The sequence below is a fragment of the Rhodococcus gannanensis genome (genome assembly GCF_042681175.1).
Lineage (GTDB): Bacteria > Actinomycetota > Actinomycetes > Mycobacteriales > Mycobacteriaceae > Rhodococcus_G > Rhodococcus_G gannanensis.
In genome coordinates, this window is sequence record NZ_JBHUFB010000010.1 from 97587 (window position 1) to 116651 (window position 19065).

At 67.0% G+C, this 19065-nt stretch carries 14 protein-coding genes; 8 read left to right on the top strand and 6 right to left on the bottom strand.

Annotated features, from left to right (window positions below):
* Nucleotides 1–91: 91 nt before the first annotated feature.
* Together glsA and ACFSJG_RS11410 are read left to right on the top strand one after the other, a co-directional pair.
* The gene (gene glsA / locus ACFSJG_RS11405) at nucleotides 92–1105 is read left to right on the top strand and encodes a glutaminase A (RefSeq protein ID WP_378485349.1); all 1014 of its coding nucleotides are present in this window, start codon (nucleotides 92–94) and stop codon (nucleotides 1103–1105) included.
* Nucleotides 1102–2727 carry an MFS transporter gene (locus tag ACFSJG_RS11410; protein ID WP_378485350.1) on the top strand — a complete coding sequence of 542 codons (1626 nt, stop codon included), beginning with the start codon at nucleotides 1102–1104 and terminating at the stop codon, nucleotides 2725–2727. The genes glsA and ACFSJG_RS11410 overlap by 4 nt, the downstream gene beginning before the upstream one ends.
* Nucleotides 2728–2742: 15 nt before the next feature.
* Here the strand turns inward: ACFSJG_RS11410 and ACFSJG_RS11415 are convergent, their stop codons facing one another.
* Nucleotides 2743–3747, bottom strand: coding sequence for a zinc-binding alcohol dehydrogenase family protein (locus tag ACFSJG_RS11415; protein ID WP_378485947.1), 1005 nt, complete (start codon nucleotides 3745–3747; stop codon nucleotides 2743–2745).
* Between the two features lie 145 nt (nucleotides 3748–3892).
* On the opposite strand from ACFSJG_RS11415, the gene ACFSJG_RS11420 reads away from it, so the two are divergent.
* The 4 genes from ACFSJG_RS11420 (at nucleotide 3893) to ACFSJG_RS11435 (ending at nucleotide 11388) form a co-directional block, all read left to right on the top strand.
* Entirely contained in the window at nucleotides 3893–6004 is a 2112-nt protein-coding gene (locus tag ACFSJG_RS11420) for an MMPL family transporter (RefSeq protein ID WP_378485351.1), read from the top strand.
* 66 nt (nucleotides 6005–6070) lie between these two features.
* Nucleotides 6071–8062: an SDR family oxidoreductase gene (locus tag ACFSJG_RS11425; protein ID WP_378485352.1), complete on the top strand. Its 1992-nt coding sequence runs from the start codon at nucleotides 6071–6073 to the stop codon at nucleotides 8060–8062.
* Between the two features lie 294 nt (nucleotides 8063–8356).
* Nucleotides 8357–9259 carry a hypothetical protein gene (locus tag ACFSJG_RS11430; protein ID WP_378485353.1) on the top strand — a complete coding sequence of 301 codons (903 nt, stop codon included), beginning with the start codon at nucleotides 8357–8359 and terminating at the stop codon, nucleotides 9257–9259.
* Entirely contained in the window at nucleotides 9259–11388 is a 2130-nt protein-coding gene (locus ACFSJG_RS11435; protein WP_378485354.1) for an NACHT domain-containing protein, read from the top strand. Before ACFSJG_RS11430 ends, ACFSJG_RS11435 begins: the two co-directional genes overlap by 1 nt.
* Nucleotides 11389–11445: 57 nt before the next feature.
* Here ACFSJG_RS11435 and ACFSJG_RS11440 read toward each other — a convergent pair whose 3' ends face one another.
* From ACFSJG_RS11440 to ACFSJG_RS11460, 5 genes are all read right to left on the bottom strand, one after another.
* Nucleotides 11446–12336 carry a sucrase ferredoxin gene (locus ACFSJG_RS11440; RefSeq protein WP_378485355.1) on the bottom strand — a complete coding sequence of 297 codons (891 nt, stop codon included), beginning with the start codon at nucleotides 12334–12336 and terminating at the stop codon, nucleotides 11446–11448.
* Nucleotides 12333–12875: a TetR/AcrR family transcriptional regulator gene (locus ACFSJG_RS11445; RefSeq protein WP_378485356.1), complete on the bottom strand. Its 543-nt coding sequence runs from the start codon at nucleotides 12873–12875 to the stop codon at nucleotides 12333–12335. Before ACFSJG_RS11445 ends, ACFSJG_RS11440 begins: the two co-directional genes overlap by 4 nt.
* A gap of 7 nt (nucleotides 12876–12882) precedes the next feature.
* Nucleotides 12883–13638, bottom strand: a complete 756-nt coding sequence (locus tag ACFSJG_RS11450) for an alpha/beta fold hydrolase (protein WP_378485948.1) — start codon at nucleotides 13636–13638, stop codon at nucleotides 12883–12885.
* Nucleotides 13639–13716: 78 nt separating this feature from the next.
* Complete coding sequence (locus tag ACFSJG_RS11455) at nucleotides 13717–15315, bottom strand: DNA polymerase Y family protein (RefSeq protein ID WP_378485357.1); 1599 nt, start codon at nucleotides 15313–15315, stop codon at nucleotides 13717–13719.
* Nucleotides 15312–16082: a hypothetical protein gene (locus ACFSJG_RS11460; protein ID WP_378485358.1), complete on the bottom strand. Its 771-nt coding sequence runs from the start codon at nucleotides 16080–16082 to the stop codon at nucleotides 15312–15314. The genes ACFSJG_RS11455 and ACFSJG_RS11460 overlap by 4 nt, the downstream gene beginning before the upstream one ends.
* A 270-nt stretch (nucleotides 16083–16352) precedes the next feature.
* Between ACFSJG_RS11460 and ACFSJG_RS11465 the strand changes: the two genes are divergently transcribed.
* Both ACFSJG_RS11465 and ACFSJG_RS11470 read left to right on the top strand, forming a co-directional pair.
* Nucleotides 16353–17516 carry a serine/threonine-protein kinase gene (locus ACFSJG_RS11465; protein WP_378485359.1) on the top strand — a complete coding sequence of 388 codons (1164 nt, stop codon included), beginning with the start codon at nucleotides 16353–16355 and terminating at the stop codon, nucleotides 17514–17516.
* Between the two features lie 203 nt (nucleotides 17517–17719).
* A partial coding sequence (locus ACFSJG_RS11470; protein WP_378485360.1) for a cbb3-type cytochrome c oxidase subunit I occupies nucleotides 17720–19065 on the top strand: 1346 nt, incomplete at its 3' end.

Consider the following 19065-nt stretch of genomic DNA (forward strand, 5'->3'; position numbering starts at 1 on the left):
TCGCGTGCAGTCGGAACGACACAGCCGTGTTACCCACGCAACAACCGGCTTCGCCGCTACGGTCGAGACGATCGCGGACGAGGAGGGCCGGATGCAGACCGACGTCGACGAAGTCGAACAGGCAGTCGCCACGGGGTCACTGCCGGGGTGGGAGCAGGTCGAGGCTCATGTCGTCGACGCGCACGAGCGGTACCTGCCTCGCACCGAGGGCGCCGTCGCCGACTACATCCCCGCGTTGGCCGCCGCCGACCCGGACCTGTTCGGGATCTCGGTGGCGGAAGTGTCGGGCTCCGTGCATGCCGTCGGTGCCGCGGACACGGCGTTCTCGATCCAGTCGATCTCGAAGGCCTTCGTGTACGCGCTCGTGAGCGATGCGCTGGGCCACGACGTGGTGCGTGAACGCGTCGGCGTGAACAACACCGGGCTGTCGTTCAATTCGGTCATCGCGATCGAACTGAACGACGGGCACCCGATGAACCCGATGGTGAACGCGGGCGCGCTCGCCACCACCGCGCTCGTACCCGGCGCGACGCCTGCCGAGCAATGGGAACGGATCCGGGCCGGGCTGTCCCGCTTCGCGGGCCGACAGCTCGAGCTCGACGGCGAGGTCTACCACTCCGAGATGCTGACCAACCAGCGCAACAAGGCCATCGCGCGACTACTCGAGAGCTACGGCCGTATCGACCTCGATCCGCTCGACGTCGTCGACACCTACACCAGGCAGTGCTCGCTGAACGTCACCGCCCGCGACATCGCCGTCATGGGAGCCACACTGGCCGACGGCGGCGTCAATCCCGTCACCGGCGAACGCGTCGTCTCGCCGCAGGTGTGCCGCGACACGCTCTCCGTACTCGCTGCGACCGGAATGTACGAACGGTCCGGCGAATGGTTGTTCGAGATCGGGCTACCCGCGAAATCCGGTGTGTCCGGCGGCATCGTCGCCGTCGCGCCCGGCAAGGGTGCCATCGGCACCTTCTCCCCTCGCCTCGATTCCGCGGGCAACAGCGTTCGCGGCCAGCACGCCACCGCATACCTCTCGCGCACGCTCGGGCTCAACGTGTTCGCGTCGGCAGCCCATCCGACGGACCTGGAAGGAACTCGATGACAACCGATATCGACGACACCTCGGTCGACGCCGAGCGGCGCTCGTGGCTACCGATGGTGGGCTTGTTCTTCGCGCAGATCCTGATGTCGTTCAACGTCGCCGCGCTTCCGGTGTCGCTCGGAGGCATGGTCGAGGACTTCGGTGTCGCGCCCACCACCGCCAGCACGACGATCGTCGTCTACGGCCTCGCTGTCGCGGCCCTGGTGATGGTCGGCTCCAAGCTCGGGCAGCGAGTCGGCTGGGTCCTCGTCTTCCGGGTCGTCGTCGCGACCTTCGGGTGTTCGGCCCTGATGATGATCCTGTCCCCGTCGGTGGGGTGGGCGATCGCCGGTCAGGCCGTGGCAGGCGCATCCGCCGCGATCATCGTGCCCTCACTCGTCGCACTGATCGCCGAGAACTACCGCGGCTCACAGCAGGCCACCGCGATCGGCTCACTCGGCTCGGCACGCGCGATCTCCGGAATGAGCGCCTTCTTCCTCGGCGGCGCGCTCGGCACCCTCGTCGGGTGGCGTCCGGTGTTCGGCATCGTGCTGGCCCTCGCGGTTCTCGTCTTCGCGCTCAGTTTCACGCTGCGGTCCGACCGTGGCCACGCCGGCATCGAGATCGACCTCGTCGCCGCCGTCCTCGTCGGCGCGGCCGTCGTCCTGCTCACGCTGGGCTTCAACAACCTCAACTCGTGGGGTGTGTTCTTCGCGTCGAAGGACGCCCCGTTCGACGTGCTCGGCATGTCGCCCGCACCGCTGATGATCCTGCTCGGCGTGATCCTGGGGCAGGCGTTCTTCCTGTGGACGCGCAAACGGATGCGGGAGGGAAAGGCACCACTCGTCGACCTGTCAGTCCTCGGCAGCTCCCGCGAGCGCGCCGCCGTCTACGCGATGTTCATCGTCGTCGCGCTCGAGGCGGCACTGAATTTCACCGTCCCGCTGTACATCCAGATCGTCCAGGGCCGGACACCGTTCGACACCTCTCTCGCGATGATCCCGTTCAACCTGACGGTCTTCGTCACCGCCACCCTCGTGGTCCGCTTCTACAAGACGTACAGCCCCCGCACCATCGGCGTGTTCTCGTTCACCCTCACCACCGTCGCACTGGCCTGGCTCGCGTTCGTCGTAACCAACAACTGGGAGACGGTGCCGACCATCGCCGGCCTCATCGTCTTCGGCGTCGGCCAGGGCGCCCTGGTCACCCTCGTGTTCAACGTCCTCGTCACGGCCTCACCGAGAGAACTCGCCGGTGACGTCGGATCCGTGCGGGGAACGACGCAGAACCTGGCCTCCGCGGTCGGGACGGCCGTGGCAGGCGCACTGCTCGTGACGATTCTGAGCTTCAGCGTCGGTCAGGCCGTCGTGTCGAACGTCGACCTGCCGGAGAACCTCGTCGCGCAGGTCGACCTCGACCAGGTCAATTTCGTCAGCAACGACCAACTCCGCGAGGTGCTCGAGGCGAACACCGATGCGACGCCGGAACAGGTCGACGCCGCGGTCACGGTGAACGAGGACGCCCGCCTTCGCACCCTCAAGCTCGGCCTGCTGATCCTCGCGGCGGTCAGCGCGACGGCGATCCTCCCCGCATCCCGGCTCCCCGACTACCGGCCGCACGAGATCCCCGACCCCGACGCGTGAACCGGGGCGGGTCGTTCAGCCCGCGATGAGGACCGCGGCCCCGACGACCCGCCCCTCCTTCAGATCGGTGAGGGCGCGGTCGGCCTCGTCGAGCGTGTAGGCGTTCGCCGTGACGAGCAGCCTGTGCTTCCCGGCGAACTCCAGGAACTCGCGGGCGTCCTGGCGTGTGTTGGCGGTGACCGAGCGCAGCGTCCGTTCCTCGAAGAGGTGCGCCTGGTACCCGAGCCTGGGGATGTCGGTGAGGTGGATGCCCGCGACGGCGAGGGTTCCGCCCCGGTCCAGTGCCCCCATCGCGGGTGGAACCAGGGTTCCCACGGGCGCGAACAGGATCGCGGAATCCAGTGCCACCGGAGGCGAGTCGGTCGCCCCCTGCACGGATGCCACCCCCAGCTCGAGGGCGAGTTTCCGGGCCCGCTCCCCACGCGTCATCACGTGCACCTCGGCACCGCGGGCGAGTGCCACCTGGGCGGCGAGATGCGCGCTGCCGCCGAATCCGTAGATGCCGAGGCGACCGCCCTCGGGCAGCTCGGCGCGCTGCAACGCGCGGTAGCCGATGATCCCGGCGCACAGCAGCGGCGCGAGCTCCTCGTCTAGGTAGCCGTCGGGCAGTCGGTGCGCGAACGCGGCGGGCACCACCGCGTACTCGGTGTACCCACCGTCCTCGTCCCAGCCGGTGTACCGCGACTCGGGGCACAGGTTCTCGTCGCCGCGCAGGCAGTAGCGACAGCGGCCGCAGGTCCCACGCAACCAGCCGATCCCGACCCGGTCGCCGAGCCCGAAATCTCCCCCGACGCGATCACCCCACGCGACGACCTCACCCACCACCTCGTGCCCGGGCACCACCGACGGCCGGTGCACCGGAAGATCCCCCTCGGCGACGTGCAGATCCGTCCGGCACACCCCGCAGACCCGGACCCGCACCAGCAACTCGTCGGGACCCGGTTCGGGAACCGGCATGGTGAACTGCGCGAGCGGCCGGGCCCGGATCGGTCCGGGCTCGCGCACCCGCCAACCCGTCATCGTGCCGGGGACGTTCACCCGTCCACTGTCCCCCGATCGGGGGCGCTCCGCCACCGGTGACGGCCTCAGCTTCGCCTCAGGAAGGCGTCGGTAGAGTCGGGGCGCTCGTGACCCGAACACCCACCACTTCGAGGATGCAGATTCAATGACGCGCTGGGCCGCCTTCGTCGTTTCGCGGAAATGGTGGGTACTGGCAGTCGCCGTTGCCGCCGTCGTGCTGTCCGGGCTGTGGGGCCTCGGCGTGTTCGGGAAGATGAGCCAGGAGGGCTACTTCGACCCGGACAGCGAATCCGCCCGCGTCACCACGCTGATCAACGAGAAGCTGGGGCAGCAGTCCCCGGACATCGTGGCCATCTACACCGCACCGGACGGCCGCACCGTCGACGACATCGGACCCGAGGTGCAGGAGCGCCTGTCCGCGTTCCAGCAGGAGTGGCCGACCGACTCGGTCGTCTCCTACTGGTCGGTGAGCGGGTCGGCCGCGGAACCGATGCTCTCGCTCGACGGCACCAAAGCGATCGCGACGGTGGTCGTCGACTGGGACTCCGACGTCGACCTCGCCGACATCGACGCGATGACGGAGGATCTCACGGTCCCCGGCGTCGAATCGGAGTTCGCCGGCGGGACGCTCGTCGGTCACTCGTTCAACCAGCACCTGCAGCAGGACCTGCTCAAGGCCGAGGCGATCGCCATTCCGATCACGCTGCTGCTGCTCGTGGTGATCTTCGGAACCGTCACCGCCGCCGCGGTGCCGGTGTTCGTCGGCATGCTCACGGTGTTCAGCGCGCTCGGCACCCTGCGACTGCTCACCGAGATCACCGAGATCTCCTCGTTCGCCCTGAACGTCGCCTCCCTCCTCGGCCTCGGCCTCGCCATCGACTACGGGCTGTTCATCGTCAGCCGGTTCCGGGAGGAACTGGGCCGCGGCAGCGACACCGCCGAGGCCGTCCGGCGCACCGTGCTCACCGCGGGCCGCACGGTGATGTTCTCCGGTCTGCTGCTGGTGTGCGCCTTCGCGGGCATGCTGGTCTTCCCGCAGCCGGTGATCAGGTCGCTCGGCTTCGGTGCGATCGCGTCGGTCACCAGCGCCGCGATCCTGTCGCTCACCGCGATCCCGGCGCTGCTCGCGATCCTCGGGCACCGGATCAACTCGCTCGCCTGGCGGAAGGGCGCCGTCGAACGCGGTGACGCCCGCGCGGAGCGGTTCTGGAGCGGCGTGGTCACCAAGGTGATGCGTCGTCCGGTGGTGTTCTCGGTGACGATCGTCGCGGGCCTGCTGGTGTTGGCGTCGCCGCTGCTGCGCGTCACGCTCGGCGAGATCACCTACACCGCGCTGCCCGCCGACGATCCGTCACGGGCCGCCACCGAGACGATGTACACCGAGTTCGCCAGCGCAGGCGACGCCGCAGGCATCCTGCTCCGCGGTTCCGACGGTCAGCCGCCGACGACCGCTCAGCTGTCCGAGTTCAGCCAGGACCTGCGGGCCGTCGACGGCATCGACCAGGTGCGCCTCGTCGCGACCACCGACGACGTGTCGGTGCTCACCGCGACGTTCAACAACGACGTGCCCGGAGGGGAACTCGTCCGCGACATCCGGGCCCTCGACCCGCCCGACGGCACCGACGTCATGGTCGGCGGCGGTGCCGCGCTCACCCAGGACACCAACGCCTCGATCGTGAGCCACCTGCCGCTGATGATCACGATCATGGTGGTCTCGACGCTGATCCTGCTGTTCCTCGCCTTCGGTTCGGTGGTGTTGCCGATCAAGGCGGTGGCGATGGCGGGCCTGAGTCTCGCGGCGACGTTCGGCATCCTCACCTGGATCTTCCAGGAAGGCCACGGGGCAAGCCTGCTGGGCGTGACACCGAATCCGCTCGAACCGACGTTCGTGGTGTTGATCCTTGCCGTCGTCTTCGGCCTGTCCACCGACTACGAGGTGTTCCTCATGTCGAGGATGGTGGAGGCCCGGCAGTCCGGCGCGGACACCGAGGAGGCCGTCCGGATCGGCACGGCTCGCACCGGACGGATCGTCACCGCCGCGGCAGCGCTGCTGATCATCGTCACCGGCGCGTTCACCATCTCCGGACTGTCGATCATGCGATTCCTCGGCGTCGGCATGATCATCGCGCTGATCATCGACGCGACGGTCGTCCGGATGCTGTTGGTCCCGTCGCTGGTGAAGCTGATGGGCGAGGCGAACTGGTGGGCTCCGGCATGGATGCGGCGGGTGTACGAGAAGGTCGGAATCGGACACTGATCGGGACCTTCCCACCTTTCTTACTTTGAAGTAAGTTAGGCGGCAGCCGTCCTCGTCAGGAGTGCCATGTCCACGTTCATCGTGACCGGCGGAACCGGATTCCTCGGCCGCCACGTCCTGCCCATGCTGCTGGCCCGTCATCCCGACGCGACGATCCACGTCCTCGTCCGCCCGGCCTCCGGGGACAGGCTCTCCCGCCTGTCCGCGGAGTGGCACGGCGGCGAGCGGATCGCGCCACTGCTCGGCGACCTCACCCTCCCCGCACTGGGTCTCGACGGCCCGCCGCCCGCAGCCGACCACGTGCTGCACCTCGGCGCCGTCTACGACCTCACCGCAGGCGACGACCAGTCCGCAACGAACGTCGACGGCACCGCCGCGGTGATCGCACTCGCCCGCGACCTCGGCGCCACCCTGCACCACGTGTCGTCGATCGCCGTCGCGGGAGACCACCGCGGCCCGTTCACCGAAGCCGACTTCGACCTCGGTCAGTCGTTCCCCACCGCCTACCACCGCACCAAGTTCGAGGCCGAGAAGCTGGTCCGCGAGAGCGAGGGCCTGCGGTGGCGGGTGTACCGGCCGGCCGCCGTCGTCGGCGACTCCCGCACCGGCGAGATCGACAAGATCGACGGCCCCTACTATCTCTTCCCGCTGATCTCCCGACTCGGCGCACTGCCGTCGCGACTGCCGGTGGGAGTCCCGAACCTCGGCGCCACCAACATCGTTCCGGTCGACTACGTCGCCCGCGCGATGGTGGAACTGATGGCCGCACCCGGACTCGACGGACAGGCCCTGCACCTCGTCAACCCACGGCCGCAACCTATCCGGGAGGTGTACGCGGCACTCGCCTCCGCGGCCGGTGCGCCGCGACCCGTCGCCGACCTGCCCGCGATGATCGCAGCACCGGTACTGCACCCTCCGCGTGGTTCGGCAACCTCCGTCCGCAACGGCCTGCTCGCCGGGCTCGGCATCCCAGCGGTGATCCTCGAACACCTCGCCCTGCCGAGCACCTTCGACGACGCCCGAGCCCGCCGCGTCCTCGACCCCGCGGGAATCACGGTGCCGCCGTTCGGCACCTACGCCGACGTCCTGTGGCGATACTGGCGTGAGCACCTCGACCCGGCACGGCACCGACGACCCGATCCCGAGGGGCCGCTGGTCGGCCGGATCGTCCTGATCACGGGAGCGTCGTCCGGGATCGGGCGGGCGTCGGCGCTGGCGGTGGCCGAACGCGGCGCCACCGTGCTGCTGCTCGCCCGACGCGGCGACGAGCTGGACGAGGTCGCCGGGGAGATCCGGGCCGCGGGCGGTCGGGCGCACACCTATCCGTGCGACATCACCGACGAGGCGGCCGTCGACGCCGTCGTCACGCGGGTGCTCGCCGAGCACGGGCACGTGGACATGCTGGTCAACAACGCGGGACGGTCCATCCGCCGTGGGGTGTACGCGTCGACCGACCGGTTCCACGACTACGAACGCACCATGGCCGTCAACTACTTCGCCGCGGTCCGGCTCGTGCTGGCACTGCTGCCCACGATGCGCGAGCGGCGTTTCGGGCACGTCGTGAACATCAGCACCGCCGGGGTGCAGAGCCGGGTCCCGCGCTACTCGGCGTACGTCGCCAGCAAGGCGGCTCTCGACGCGTTCACCGACACCGTCGCCGCCGAGACCCTGTCCGACGGAATCACGTTCACCACCATCCACATGCCGCTGGTGCGGACCCCGATGATCGCGCCGTCCGGGCGGGCGAATCCCGGCCGCGCGATCAGCGCCGAGACGGCGGCCGCGATGGTGGTGCGGGCACTGGTGCAGCGTCCCAAGCGGATCGACGTGCCGATCGGCACCCTCGGCGAGTACGGCCAGCTGATCGCACCGCGCACCGCTGAACTGGTGCGGCACCAGATGTACCGAGCCTTCCCCGATTCACCCGCAGCCCAAGGAAATTCGCAATCAGAACCTGATCCGTCCCGCGCGCCGGGATCGTCGGGACGGCGCCGCCCGAACCGCGCCGTGCGCGCCGGCCGCCGCCTCGCCCGACTCGTCCCCGGCACCCACTGGTGACGCCCAAACTCCAAAACGCAACGTTCCTCACCTCTCCACAGCAGCCCACCATCCCATCGAGCGGATCAAGCCACCAACCTCGAACCGCAATGGTGTTCTTAGACCTGCGTCGGAGCGCCAGAAGCACGCTCACATAAGCCACTCATGCAATCCGCACTCCAACCGCGTTTCATGCAGGCGAATCACTTCTTGCCGTCTACTATGATGCGACCCCGATGCGGACCGGAAGGATCAAACCTGTTGACCAAGCTGTTTCGAATCAGAAGCGGCGTTGCTCGGCCTATCAACAGCCCGGTGGACACCACGAGTGATGACCACATCTTGGCCATCGCGGAGAACCATGACTTCGGCGATGCACAGTTCGGCATTGAGCCATGCAAGGACTCGTGTCCAGCTTCGCATGCGAAGCTCATGACAGTCAGGGCCGCTGCGAGTCCTCCACTCGTCGTCCACATTGCAACGATCGAATCGTGCCATCACCGCACACTCGTGACAACTGAGCAACATATCACTGGCCCAAATTCTTCACAACAGAGCACAAAGTCGAATCAATCTACCGATATATGCGATGCGGTAAAGAAATCACTCGCGAGGTGCTCCCGAAACAAACGCTTCGACACCTTCCAGAGTGATATACGCCGATGGTTCTATGAGGATCTCGACATCAATCTCAATGAAACGATTCGCGTGCCTTACCACAACGCCCTCCAGTGGGGGACAAAGCCACATACGACAGATCTACTGCTACAACTTCATCCGCTGATTACCTCGAGGGCGGCCCTCATCGATGTATACGCCATCGCAAGGACAGCGACTGACGACGAAGTCACCGCGAACATCGTGCGTAGTGCATCCGATAGGGTCGAAGCCGCGCTCATGAGCTTGACGGTTTGGCAGACTGCCATACTTGAACGCGCAACTCAGCATTTGGCTGCGGTCACTGACCAAAAGGAGAAACAGGAGCGCGAGAGAGACCGCCGAATTGCAGACCTCGGCGCCGTCACACTTTTCCCCATGCTTCTGTTTGCATTCCTGGGGTCGAATGTTCTGCCGTCAGCCGAATTCCCGTTCGATCTCCCCGGAATACCTGCCCTCTCAATTTCGATCATGGCCGCCTTCGCCATAGCACTAGGCGGCAGGGCGTGGGTTCGACGGTGGTCCAATTCCGAAGTATCCGAAAGAGAAGGACAAGACTAGTGGAACTTCAGAAACTGATCGAACGCTTGCCAAATCGGAGCAATCGATTGACTGAGGAACCAGACGCGCCTCCAGGTGTCATGATCCCCTCCGAAGAGGCCGGAGCAAAGTTTATTGCTCCTGATCTTCAACTTGCTGAGGGATTTCACTCACCGGACGCTAACGCCCGGGTAATCTTGATCTCGGCCTCCGCAGCCGTCGGAAAAACAACCCTAGCGACGAACTTGGCGAGAATAACCGGAAATCCATACTGGGACCTCGGGAAGTTCTCAATGGGTTCAGGATTCTTCTCAGGAATATTGTCCACCTCGTATGGTGTACGCAACTATGCCGCAGTGATCGACGAACTAAGGTCCGGGTACGCCTGCCTGATTCTAGATGCCGCCGACGAGGCAATTGTCGCGTCTACGTCGACCAATTATAATGCGGCGCTACAGAATCTGGCCGAGATTATTGTTGGCGCCAAAAGCCCCAATGCCTGCGCAGTAATTCTCGGCCGTCCCGAAACCATTATCGACACGCACCTCTATCTAAGTGAACTTGATGTAGATACCGAGGTACTGGAGGTCGCGTACTTTTCCGAGTCCGCAGCCCAATCCTTCGTTCACCTCAAGTCGGTCGGGCCGTCCGGTGAGCCCGTCAATGAACTAGACCAGTTCGTTGAATCATTCTTTACACGGGTGCGTGAAGCATTCGGCTCCGAAGATTGGCAGTCCGTGGGCCCCTTCCTGGGATACGCGCCGGTACTCGATTCAATGGCACTATTCGCGACCAGATTTGAAAACCCATTCAAGGAGTTGCGCAGGTTCGCGGAAGAGTCCTCCCGCACGTGGTCCCTAATAGCCGAGATGCTTGACAGAATCCTCGAAAGGGAGACCAACAAATTTGCCGCAAGCTTCGGCGGGAATAATGCTGCTAAGCAGAAATTTGCGGCGTCAGCCTACTCGACCACCACGCAGATACAGTGGCTTCTCGCGGATGATCTGGTATCCTTACACGCCGAACCAGACCTAGACCTCGCAGTGAAACCTGAATGGCTGGACGATATCGATCAACGACTCAGGGATCAGTTTGAGGACCACCCATTCCTAAAGTCAGTAAACGGCGACCACGCCAGGAATGTACTACTCGGTTTTACCAGTACTGCGTTTCGCGACTACGTACTTGGACGCTACCTTACCAATCCGGATAGGGATTATCTGGAGGTACTCGTTGCGTACTGGCTTCAACCTGAGGTCGTTCCCTCCCCAATGCTCTCACGCTTTATTAGGTCTTCGCCGCAGGTTCGCGACGGTACGATTCTTCACCCTGAGTCACTCCTTTTTCTCATCGACTCGCATACGCAGCAAGTTCCGGAAACCTCGGAGCTGGCATATGTCGAATGGCGGAACGGAGAGTTTTCAGATCTGGAGTCCGTTAGCATGGACGACCAGATCTCGATATCGTTCGAGAACGATCCAGCGGAAACTGCCGGCGTACTGATACAAGTGGACCGAGAGTGCGTTAGACTCGGAAGATCCGCCGCGTATTCGGTATTTTCCCTGCCTGGATCGACAGTCATGATCGGGCAAGAATCGGCCGAATGCGACCTTGGGCCGCGCCTGTCTATGCAGGTGGAGAAGTTTGTAGGACAAAGTTCCGAGGTGCATATCAACAATTCCGTCCAGACAATAGGATCGAATGCAGGAAATCGATCCAACGGAGTTACGCTTTGGACGGATCGAATTGACGGGGTGGTCCGTCGAATTACAGGAGCGAGAGAGGAGTTCGCCGTTCGAGTGCCCACGGCCCCCCATCCGTGGCAGCCCTTTAGAGTTGTCGACTCCCCAAATCAGGACCCAGCAGAGTCGGACATCCTATTTACCGCGCTCGCACTTAGGCGAATCGCGGTTTGGTTTGGTCGAGGCGGTATGCGATTCTCGCGCGAAAAAATGGATGCCATCCTATCGAAGGGGCGTGCATCGATAGCGATGTTCGAGTATCTTAAAATGCGAGGGTACATTTGGATCGACGAGCCATACTATCGGTTGGACGGCGAATTCAACATTGGGTCGATTCGCAATTTGGATTTTTCTGATCAAAATTACAAGCGGCTGATAAATGAGGCTGTGCGAGAGATCGGAGCATGATTACACCGGCTAGCCAGCGTTAAACGACCGTCAGTCAGATGCACTTCCGGTAACGAATCATTCTGGTCCGCTCGTGGACTGACGACAGATACTCGACAATGGTTTGGGGTCGGCGCCGCAGCTGGCGGGGCGGGGTGCTAGGGAGACGGTTGCGACCGGGACGGTCCAGGTGCGGCCGTCCCGGTGCCGCACCACCGGACTGCCCTCCGGGCCCTCGACGGTGAGGTCGTCGACTCCGGCCGAGACCTGTTCCCGGACGGCGACTTCCGCGACCTGACCGGCGGGGCTCCAGCAGCTGCGACCACGCAGACCCTGCAGATACACCTCGCCACGGGCAGCAGCGTCCACGGCGTCGGTCGACTCGGAGGGCCCGAGCCGACCGTAGGTGTAGCCGGTGGGGAGCAGGATCATCGACGGCGCGAACCGGTGACCACCGGTGTGCGAGCACTCCCACACGGCATCGCCGAAACGCTCCGACAGCTCGGCCGCGACGGGCCGGCCGAGCACCGCGCAGCACAGGTCTCGTTTGCCGTGTGCGCACACCAGCGCGACCGGTTCGGTGACGGGCTCGCCGAGGCGCGGCGGCGAGGCCGTGGCAGTGAGGTCGAGGTCGAGCAGGTCCTCGGGCGAGGCGACTTCGATTCGCTCGCACCACGATCCGTCCGGCGCGGACCTCGCGAACAGCACCGTTCTGACGGCCTGAGCTTCCGATCGTCCGGGCCTGCGGATCAGCAGGAGCCGGACCCCGGCCGCGTCCACGTGTGCCTGCAGACGCTCCGACAGCTGCGGGCCGAATGCCTCCCCGGCGAACACGTCCCGGCCCCACGGACCCGGATGTTCCAGGCACAGCCACGCTGTCACCTGGGCGGCCGTCCCGGGTAGCGGCTCGTCGACGGCGGAAATCGCGGCGCAGGTGTCCGCTCGGAGCCCAGCGGCAGCGGTACTCATGCGATTCCCGGTGCGAGCCATCGGAACAGGAAGGCGCGCAGATCGTCGTCGTCGCGCAGCGCGGCGTCGTCGAAACACACCACCGACAGACCCAGGTGCGCGGCGATCGCGGCGAAGTCGTCGATCCGGTCGACGACGTCGGGAAACAGTTCGCCGAGTGGTTGGAGGAGAACGCCCGTGACGACCTTCGCTCGGGTGACGGCGTCCTCGTCGAACAGCGGGTTGTTGGTCTCGGACCGCAGCAGTGCGGTGAGAACCGGGTCGGTGCGCACCGCCCGGCGGCCCGCGACGACGAGTTCGACGACATAGTCGCCGGGGTCGGCAGCGGACGTCAATTCACGCTGGATCTCGGCGGCGACCTCGGTCAGGCGGCTGACCATCGCCTGCGAGACCACCTCCTCGCGACTGCCGAAGTTCGCGTACACGGTCTGTCTCGTCACACCGGCCGCCTGCGCGACCGATGCGATGGTGATGCCCTCGAAACCGTTGCGCCCGATCAGATCGAGCGTGGCGTCCAAGATCTTCTTCCGCGACCGCATCGCGCCATTATCCCCGTCCGCCGTGGTCCAGAAATCCGGAAACGACCGATTCGAACTCCCGCGGCCGGTCGCGGTGCACACTGTGCCCGACCTCGATCGTCACCGCGCCACCGTCCGGGATACCCGACATCGCGGCGGTCAGACGGGCCGGATCGACCATGCCCCGCGGCCCACCGCTGACCATCAGCGTCGACGCCGACATCGACGGCAGCGCCGACCACCAGTCGGGCTGCGGGGTGCGGAACTGTTCGAGCAGCGATCGCGTCATCGATCGGTCGAAGGCGAACGTGGCGCGGGGGCTGCGCAGCAGGCTCGTCGTCGCGTGCCACAGCTCCACCGGGCTCGGCAGCCGTCGGGCGAGGGTGCCCAGTTCCTCCCCTGCCCGCAACGGCAGCGGCGCCTCCTCGAGGACCAGGCGCCGCACACGGTCGGGTTGCGACTGGGCGACCAGCGACGCCGCATGCCCACCGAGGGAGTGCCCGACCAGATCGACGCGATCGAGCGCCAGGTGATCGCACAACGCCAGCAGGTCCGCGCCGAACTCGTCGAATCGGTAACTCGGTGCGTGCGCGCTGCGGCCGTGGCCACGCAGGTCGGCGACGATCACCCGGCGGCCCCGTCCCGCGAGCGACCCGGCGAACCGGTCCCACGTGGCGCCGTCGCTGCCCATCCCGTGGACGAGGAGGACCGGAACCGGATCGGCGCCGCGTGAATCGCGGTAGTGGATGTCGACATCGCCGAACGTCGCCGTCGCCGTCGTCATCATCGAGCCGTGTCCGTTCCTCGTGCTGGTCCTCGTCGAAAGGGTAGTCGGCTTCCGGGGACGGCGATTCGGTGGGCGTCACTCGTACACACCCTCGACACACCAACCGGACCCGTCGGACCGCACCAGCAGCGCACGAGGGCCGGCCTCCCCTGCCGCAGGTCCGAGCAGGACCTGGGCACGGGTGAGTCGCTGTGCGGATCCCTGATCCCACCATCGCTCGTCCACCGGCCAGGGTCCTGCGCACCCGATAAGGTCCCAGCTCCGCCGCCCCCACCGCAGTCGGGCGGGGAGACCGTCGAACTCTCCACGATCGGTGACCGACACCGGGCGACCCGACGAGTCCTCGAGGGCGACAGGCAACGGAACCGGCAGCACCGCGGTGGGCGCGGGTGCGGGCAGACGCCCCGGCCACGGCGCCGCCGGGTCGGTGGCAGGCACCTTCTCGTCGCCGAGGGGTACCACGGTGACCCGCTCCCCCGGTCCGCGACCGCCACTGAGCACACCGATCCGGACCGCGTCCCCTCCGAGCAGTCCCTGCACCCGGACCAGGGCTCGGCGAGCGCGTTCGTCCTCGGCCCCGACGCCACCCCACAGACCGAGCTGCAACGCGCCGGCCGCCACCACTTCCACCGGATCCAGCCGCAGCATCTCGATTCCCGCGGTGGGCCTCGCCTCGCTGCGGCCGGTCAGCCAGCCGTCCAATTGCCAGCGCACCCGATCCGCGGTGCCGTCCGGTGTCAGCGGCTCCGCGCACCGCCAGATCCGCGAAAGGCTCTGCCCGTGGCCGGTACTCGCACACACCTCCAGCCTCGTGCACGCGACCGAGGCGGCCGACAGCCGCTCGTGCAGGCGCTCTGCCAGGGTGCGACCCGCGAACGCAGCCGCGTCCACCCGGTCCAGGGGCGGGTCCAGCCGCAGTTCCACCGTCAGGTCGGGCGGCAGCGCCCGCGCCGACGGTGGACGTTCCGGCTGCGCTCGCGCACTGCGATGAGCCGCGGCCGCGTCCGCCCCGAACCGTGAGGCCACCGCCACTGGGGTCAACGCGGCGAAGTCCCCGACGGTGCGCAGGCCGAGGCGGCGCAGCAGGTCGACGAGGTCGACGCGGTCCGGGGCCGCCAGCGCCGGCTCGGCGGCGAGTTCCGCAACGGGAAGCGGGGCCAGGAATCGTGCCCCCTCACCGTGCGGGACCAGCACCCCTCGACGGGCCGCGACCACCGCCGTGGACAACTCGTCGGCCACTCCGATCTGGCACTCCACCCCGACCGCGGCCACCTCGTCCACCAGTCGCTCCGCAGCGGCCTCCTCCGAACCGAAGTACCGGGCCGCTCCCCGGGCGGCGAGGACCAGCAGTCCGGGACGCAGCACCTCGACCCCGGGCACCACCGCGTCGACCGCCGCGGCCACCGGTTCGAACACCCGGGCGTCACGCCCCTCGTCCGCGGCCCGCACGTGCAGGCGCGGGCAGCGCCCCTGCGCATCCCGGCGTCGCAGTCCCGGCACCACTCCCGCCGCCCTGGCCGGGCCGGTGCACGCGACGACCCGGTTCGCGGAGAACACCGCCACCGGTTCGGTCGGCGGCAGGTCCTCGGCCGCCGCCGCCGCGACCGCGGGCCAGTCCGCACACCACAACGCCAGTACACGCGCAGGTGCCTTCGGCGCATCCTCCGAGCTCATGCCGCACCGCTCGGGACACGCGAGAGTGGCTGCGGTTCGGCGTTTTCCGGAACCCACTCCACCCGACCGCGACGCGGGTACAGCTCGATGCGGGCGGTGCGGCGCTGGAACGCCCGTCCTTCGACTCCGACCGACAACCGCAACCCGCGCAGCCGGCCGCACCCCGGGCCGAGTCCGTCGTACTCGTGCACAGAGGCGTCGAGGCGGATCTCCGTTCCACCCCATCCACCGCCCGTCACGAGCAGCGTCGCGCCCTTGCTGCGCGCGCGGGCGACGACCGCCCGCGACCGCGACGGCGGGACCACCGCCGCACCGAGGCCCAGCACGACCAGGTCCAGTCCGTCGAGGAGCACCGCCGCGACCTCGACCGGGTCCGGGCCCGGGTCGGGGATCACCGCCAGCCTCCCGAGGTCGGCGCCCATCTCCGACGCCGCGAGCAGCCCGAGCCGGGGGTGGCCGACGACGGCGGCGTGCCCACCGGACCCCGTCACCGACGCGAGCAGACCGACCAGCAGCGACGTCGCACCCGAGACGGCGACCACCGACCCACGGGGCAATCCGCCCTGCGGAAGCAACTCGGCCAGCGGACCGGGCACGGGGAGCACCTCCCGAGCGGAGACACCCGGGGCCCGGTCCTGCCGGGCCGCGACGGACTCGCCACGCGCAGGCACTGCGGCGATCCGACTGCGCAACTGCTCGATTCGCTCCCGCCGGGAGAGCCCCGGCGTCTCGGGCGCCACCGAAACCTCCGGCGCGGCAGCACTCATCCCAACCACAGACACACTCCGTCCACACACACCGCCCACGCGCGAGGACCACGACGGCCGGTCGGCGACCCGCGAACGACACGTCCACGAACACCCCGGTGTTGCCGTGGCACCGCCGCGGGGAAGACGCGGGGACCACCGAAACGCATCGAACACACTTTCGATACTTGTTCAGTAAAGCCCGTCCCGACCGCGTCGTCAAGACAGGAGATATCCCCTGTTCACGGCTCCGGGGAACGCCCCCGACAGCGCGTCGTCTACCCTCGCGGTGTGGCGCAGCAGGGGCAGCGAATCGTCGGACCGGACCATCTCGTGGCGGGCCGCTACCGGCTGCGCTCGAAGCTCGGCGGAGGCGGGATGGGCTCGGTGTGGCTGGCCCGCGACACCCTGCTCGACCGCGAGGTCGCCATCAAGCAGGTCTCCTTCCCCGACGACCTCACCGACGAGGCCGTGAAGGAGGCCCGCTCCCGTGCCATGCGCGAGGGCAGGCTCGCAGCTCGGCTCACACACCCGCACGCCATCGCGATGTACGACGTCACCCTGGAAGGCGACGATCCGTGGCTCGTGATGGAGTACATGCCCTCGCGCAGCCTCGCGCAGGCGCTCAACGCCACCCAGTTCCTACCACCGGCACTGGTCGCCCAGATCGGCGCGCAGGTGGCCGACGCCCTCGCCCAGGCCCACGCGGCAGGCATCGTCCATCGCGACGTCAAGCCCGGCAACATCCTGATCGCCGACCGCGGCCCGGCGGCGGGAACCGTCAAGATCAGCGACTTCGGAATCTCCCACGCCAAGGGCGAGACCCAGCCCGGCTCCTCCTCGTCCATCGTCGGCACACCGGCGTTCCTCGCACCGGAGGTCGCCCGAGGCGGCGATCCGACCGAGGCGTCCGACGTGTTCGCCCTCGGCTCCACTCTCTACACGGCGACCGAGGGACAGCCCCCGTTCGGCATCGACGAGGACACCATCGCCCTGCTGCACCGGGTCGCCAAGGCCGAGATCATGCGACCGGCCCGCAGCGGCGCACTCACCGACGCCCTCCTGCGGATGCTCGAGCCCGACCCCAGCCGGCGACCGACCATGGCCGAGGCTCGTGACCTCCTGGCGCACACGGCAACCGGCGGGAGCGTCGGCATCGACTACGTCCTGGACACCCCGCTGCGCGACGCCGACGGCGCGGTGCCCTTCTGGGCCCGCCGAGGCGCCGCACCCGAGTCCGCCCGCAGACTGCACCACAGCACGGTGAGCGGCCTCCCCGCCGCGCCGCAGGCGGAGCCGCTGCAGTCCGTCAGACGTCCCGGCCCCGGCCTGCCACAGCCACCGGCTTTCGAGCCGAAGAAGAAGGCGGGCGCGGGCCTGCCCCTGCCGTTGATCGTCGCGCTCGTTGCGGCGGGCCTGCTGGTCGTGATCCTGGCAATCGCCGTCCTGGCCTGACGAAAACTGCCACGGTACAACATGTTTGACGGCAGGTCCCGGATCGGTCCGCCGAACCGGGAACTGTGACCGACGTCCCAATCTCGTCGGGACCTTCGACTCTGTCTCACGCCCGCGCGGCGGACGATCATTCCGAGTCATGCGTGAGCACAGAAGATCCGGAGATCCGGGAACAGTCCATGGCGGCCGAGTGAGCGTGCGGCATGGTTGATCTCGCTCCTCGCCCCGGAACCTCCGTCGACCACCCCGACGCCGCCCGGCCCGCACCTGCCACCGCAGCGCCGAAGGGATCGGTGATCGTCAGGCTGCTCACCACCACCGATCACAAGACGATCGGCCTGATGTACATCGTCACGTCGTTCGCCTTCTTCCTCGCCGGCGGACTGATGGCCCTGCTGATCCGCACCGAACTCGCGGTTCCCGGCATGCAGTTCCTGTCGAACGAGCAGTACAACCAGATGTTCACCATGCACGGCACGATCATGCTGCTGCTGTACGCGACGCCGATCTTCTTCGGCTTCGCGAACTACATCATGCCTCTGCAGATCGGTTCTCCCGACGTCTGTTTCCCGCGCCTGAACGCGGTGAGCTACTGGATGTACCTGTTCGGCGGACTGATCGCGATGGCCGGCTTCATCACCCCCGGCGGCGCCGCCGACTTCGGTTGGACCGCGTACGTACCCCTCACCGACATGGCGCACTCCCCCGGGGTCGGCGCGGACCTGTGGATCATCGGCCTGACCCTCGGCGGACTCGGCACCATCCTCGGCTCCGTCAACTTCATCTCCACGATCGTCTGCCTGCGCGCCCCCGGCATGACCATGTTCCGGATGCCGATCTTCACCTGGAACACCCTCGTCGCGAGCCTGCTCGCCCTCATGATCTTCCCGTTGCTCGCGGCGGCGCTGCTGGCGCTGTTCGTCGATCGGCACTTCGGCGCGCACATCTTCGACCCCGCCAACGGTGGAGTGATGTTGTGGCAGCACCTGTTCTGGTTCTTCGGCCACCCGGAGGTGTACGTGCTGGCGCTGCCGTTCTTCGGCATCGTCTCGGAGATCTTCCCGGTCTTCTCGCGTAAGCCGATCTTCGGTTACAGCGGCCTCGTCTACGCCACCCTCGGCATCGCGGCCCTGTCCGTCGCCGTGTGGGCGCACCACATGTACGCCACCGGCGCCATCCTGCTGCCGTTCTTCTCCTTCATGACGTTCCTCATCGCCGTCCCGACCGGCGTGAAGTTCTTCAACTGGATCGGCACCATGTGGAAGGGACAGCTGACCTTCGAGTCACCGATGCTGTTCTCGGTCGGGTTCCTGGTGACGTTCCTGTTCGGTGGCCTCTCCGGCGTCCTGCTGGCCAGCCCGCCCCTCGACTTCCAGTTGCACGAGTCCTATTTCGTCGTCGCGCACTTCCACTACGTGCTCTTCGGAACCATCGTGTTCGCGACGTACGCCGGCATCTACTTCTGGTTCCCGAAGATGACGGGCCGGATGATGGACGAGCGTCTGGGCAAGTGGCACTTCTGGACCACGTTCATCGGTTTCCACACCAC

Bases quoted from the DNA above. Each gene is read 5' to 3' on its own strand.
- glsA (WP_378485349.1), top strand. From the start codon at position 92: ATGCAGACCGACGTCGACGAAGTCGAACAGGCAGTCGCCACGGGGTCA.
- ACFSJG_RS11410 (WP_378485350.1), top strand. From the start codon at position 1,102: ATGACAACCGATATCGACGACACCTCGGTCGACGCCGAGCGGCGCTCG.
- ACFSJG_RS11415 (WP_378485947.1), bottom strand. From the start codon at position 3,747: ATGACGGGTTGGCGGGTGCGCGAGCCCGGACCGATCCGGGCCCGGCCG.
- ACFSJG_RS11420 (WP_378485351.1), top strand. From the start codon at position 3,893: ATGACGCGCTGGGCCGCCTTCGTCGTTTCGCGGAAATGGTGGGTACTG.
- ACFSJG_RS11425 (WP_378485352.1), top strand. From the start codon at position 6,071: ATGTCCACGTTCATCGTGACCGGCGGAACCGGATTCCTCGGCCGCCAC.
- ACFSJG_RS11440 (WP_378485355.1), bottom strand. From the start codon at position 12,336: ATGAGTACCGCTGCCGCTGGGCTCCGAGCGGACACCTGCGCCGCGATT.
- ACFSJG_RS11445 (WP_378485356.1), bottom strand. From the start codon at position 12,875: ATGCGGTCGCGGAAGAAGATCTTGGACGCCACGCTCGATCTGATCGGG.
- ACFSJG_RS11450 (WP_378485948.1), bottom strand. From the start codon at position 13,638: ATGACGACGGCGACGGCGACGTTCGGCGATGTCGACATCCACTACCGC.
- ACFSJG_RS11455 (WP_378485357.1), bottom strand. From the start codon at position 15,315: ATGAGCTCGGAGGATGCGCCGAAGGCACCTGCGCGTGTACTGGCGTTG.
- ACFSJG_RS11460 (WP_378485358.1), bottom strand. From the start codon at position 16,082: ATGAGTGCTGCCGCGCCGGAGGTTTCGGTGGCGCCCGAGACGCCGGGG.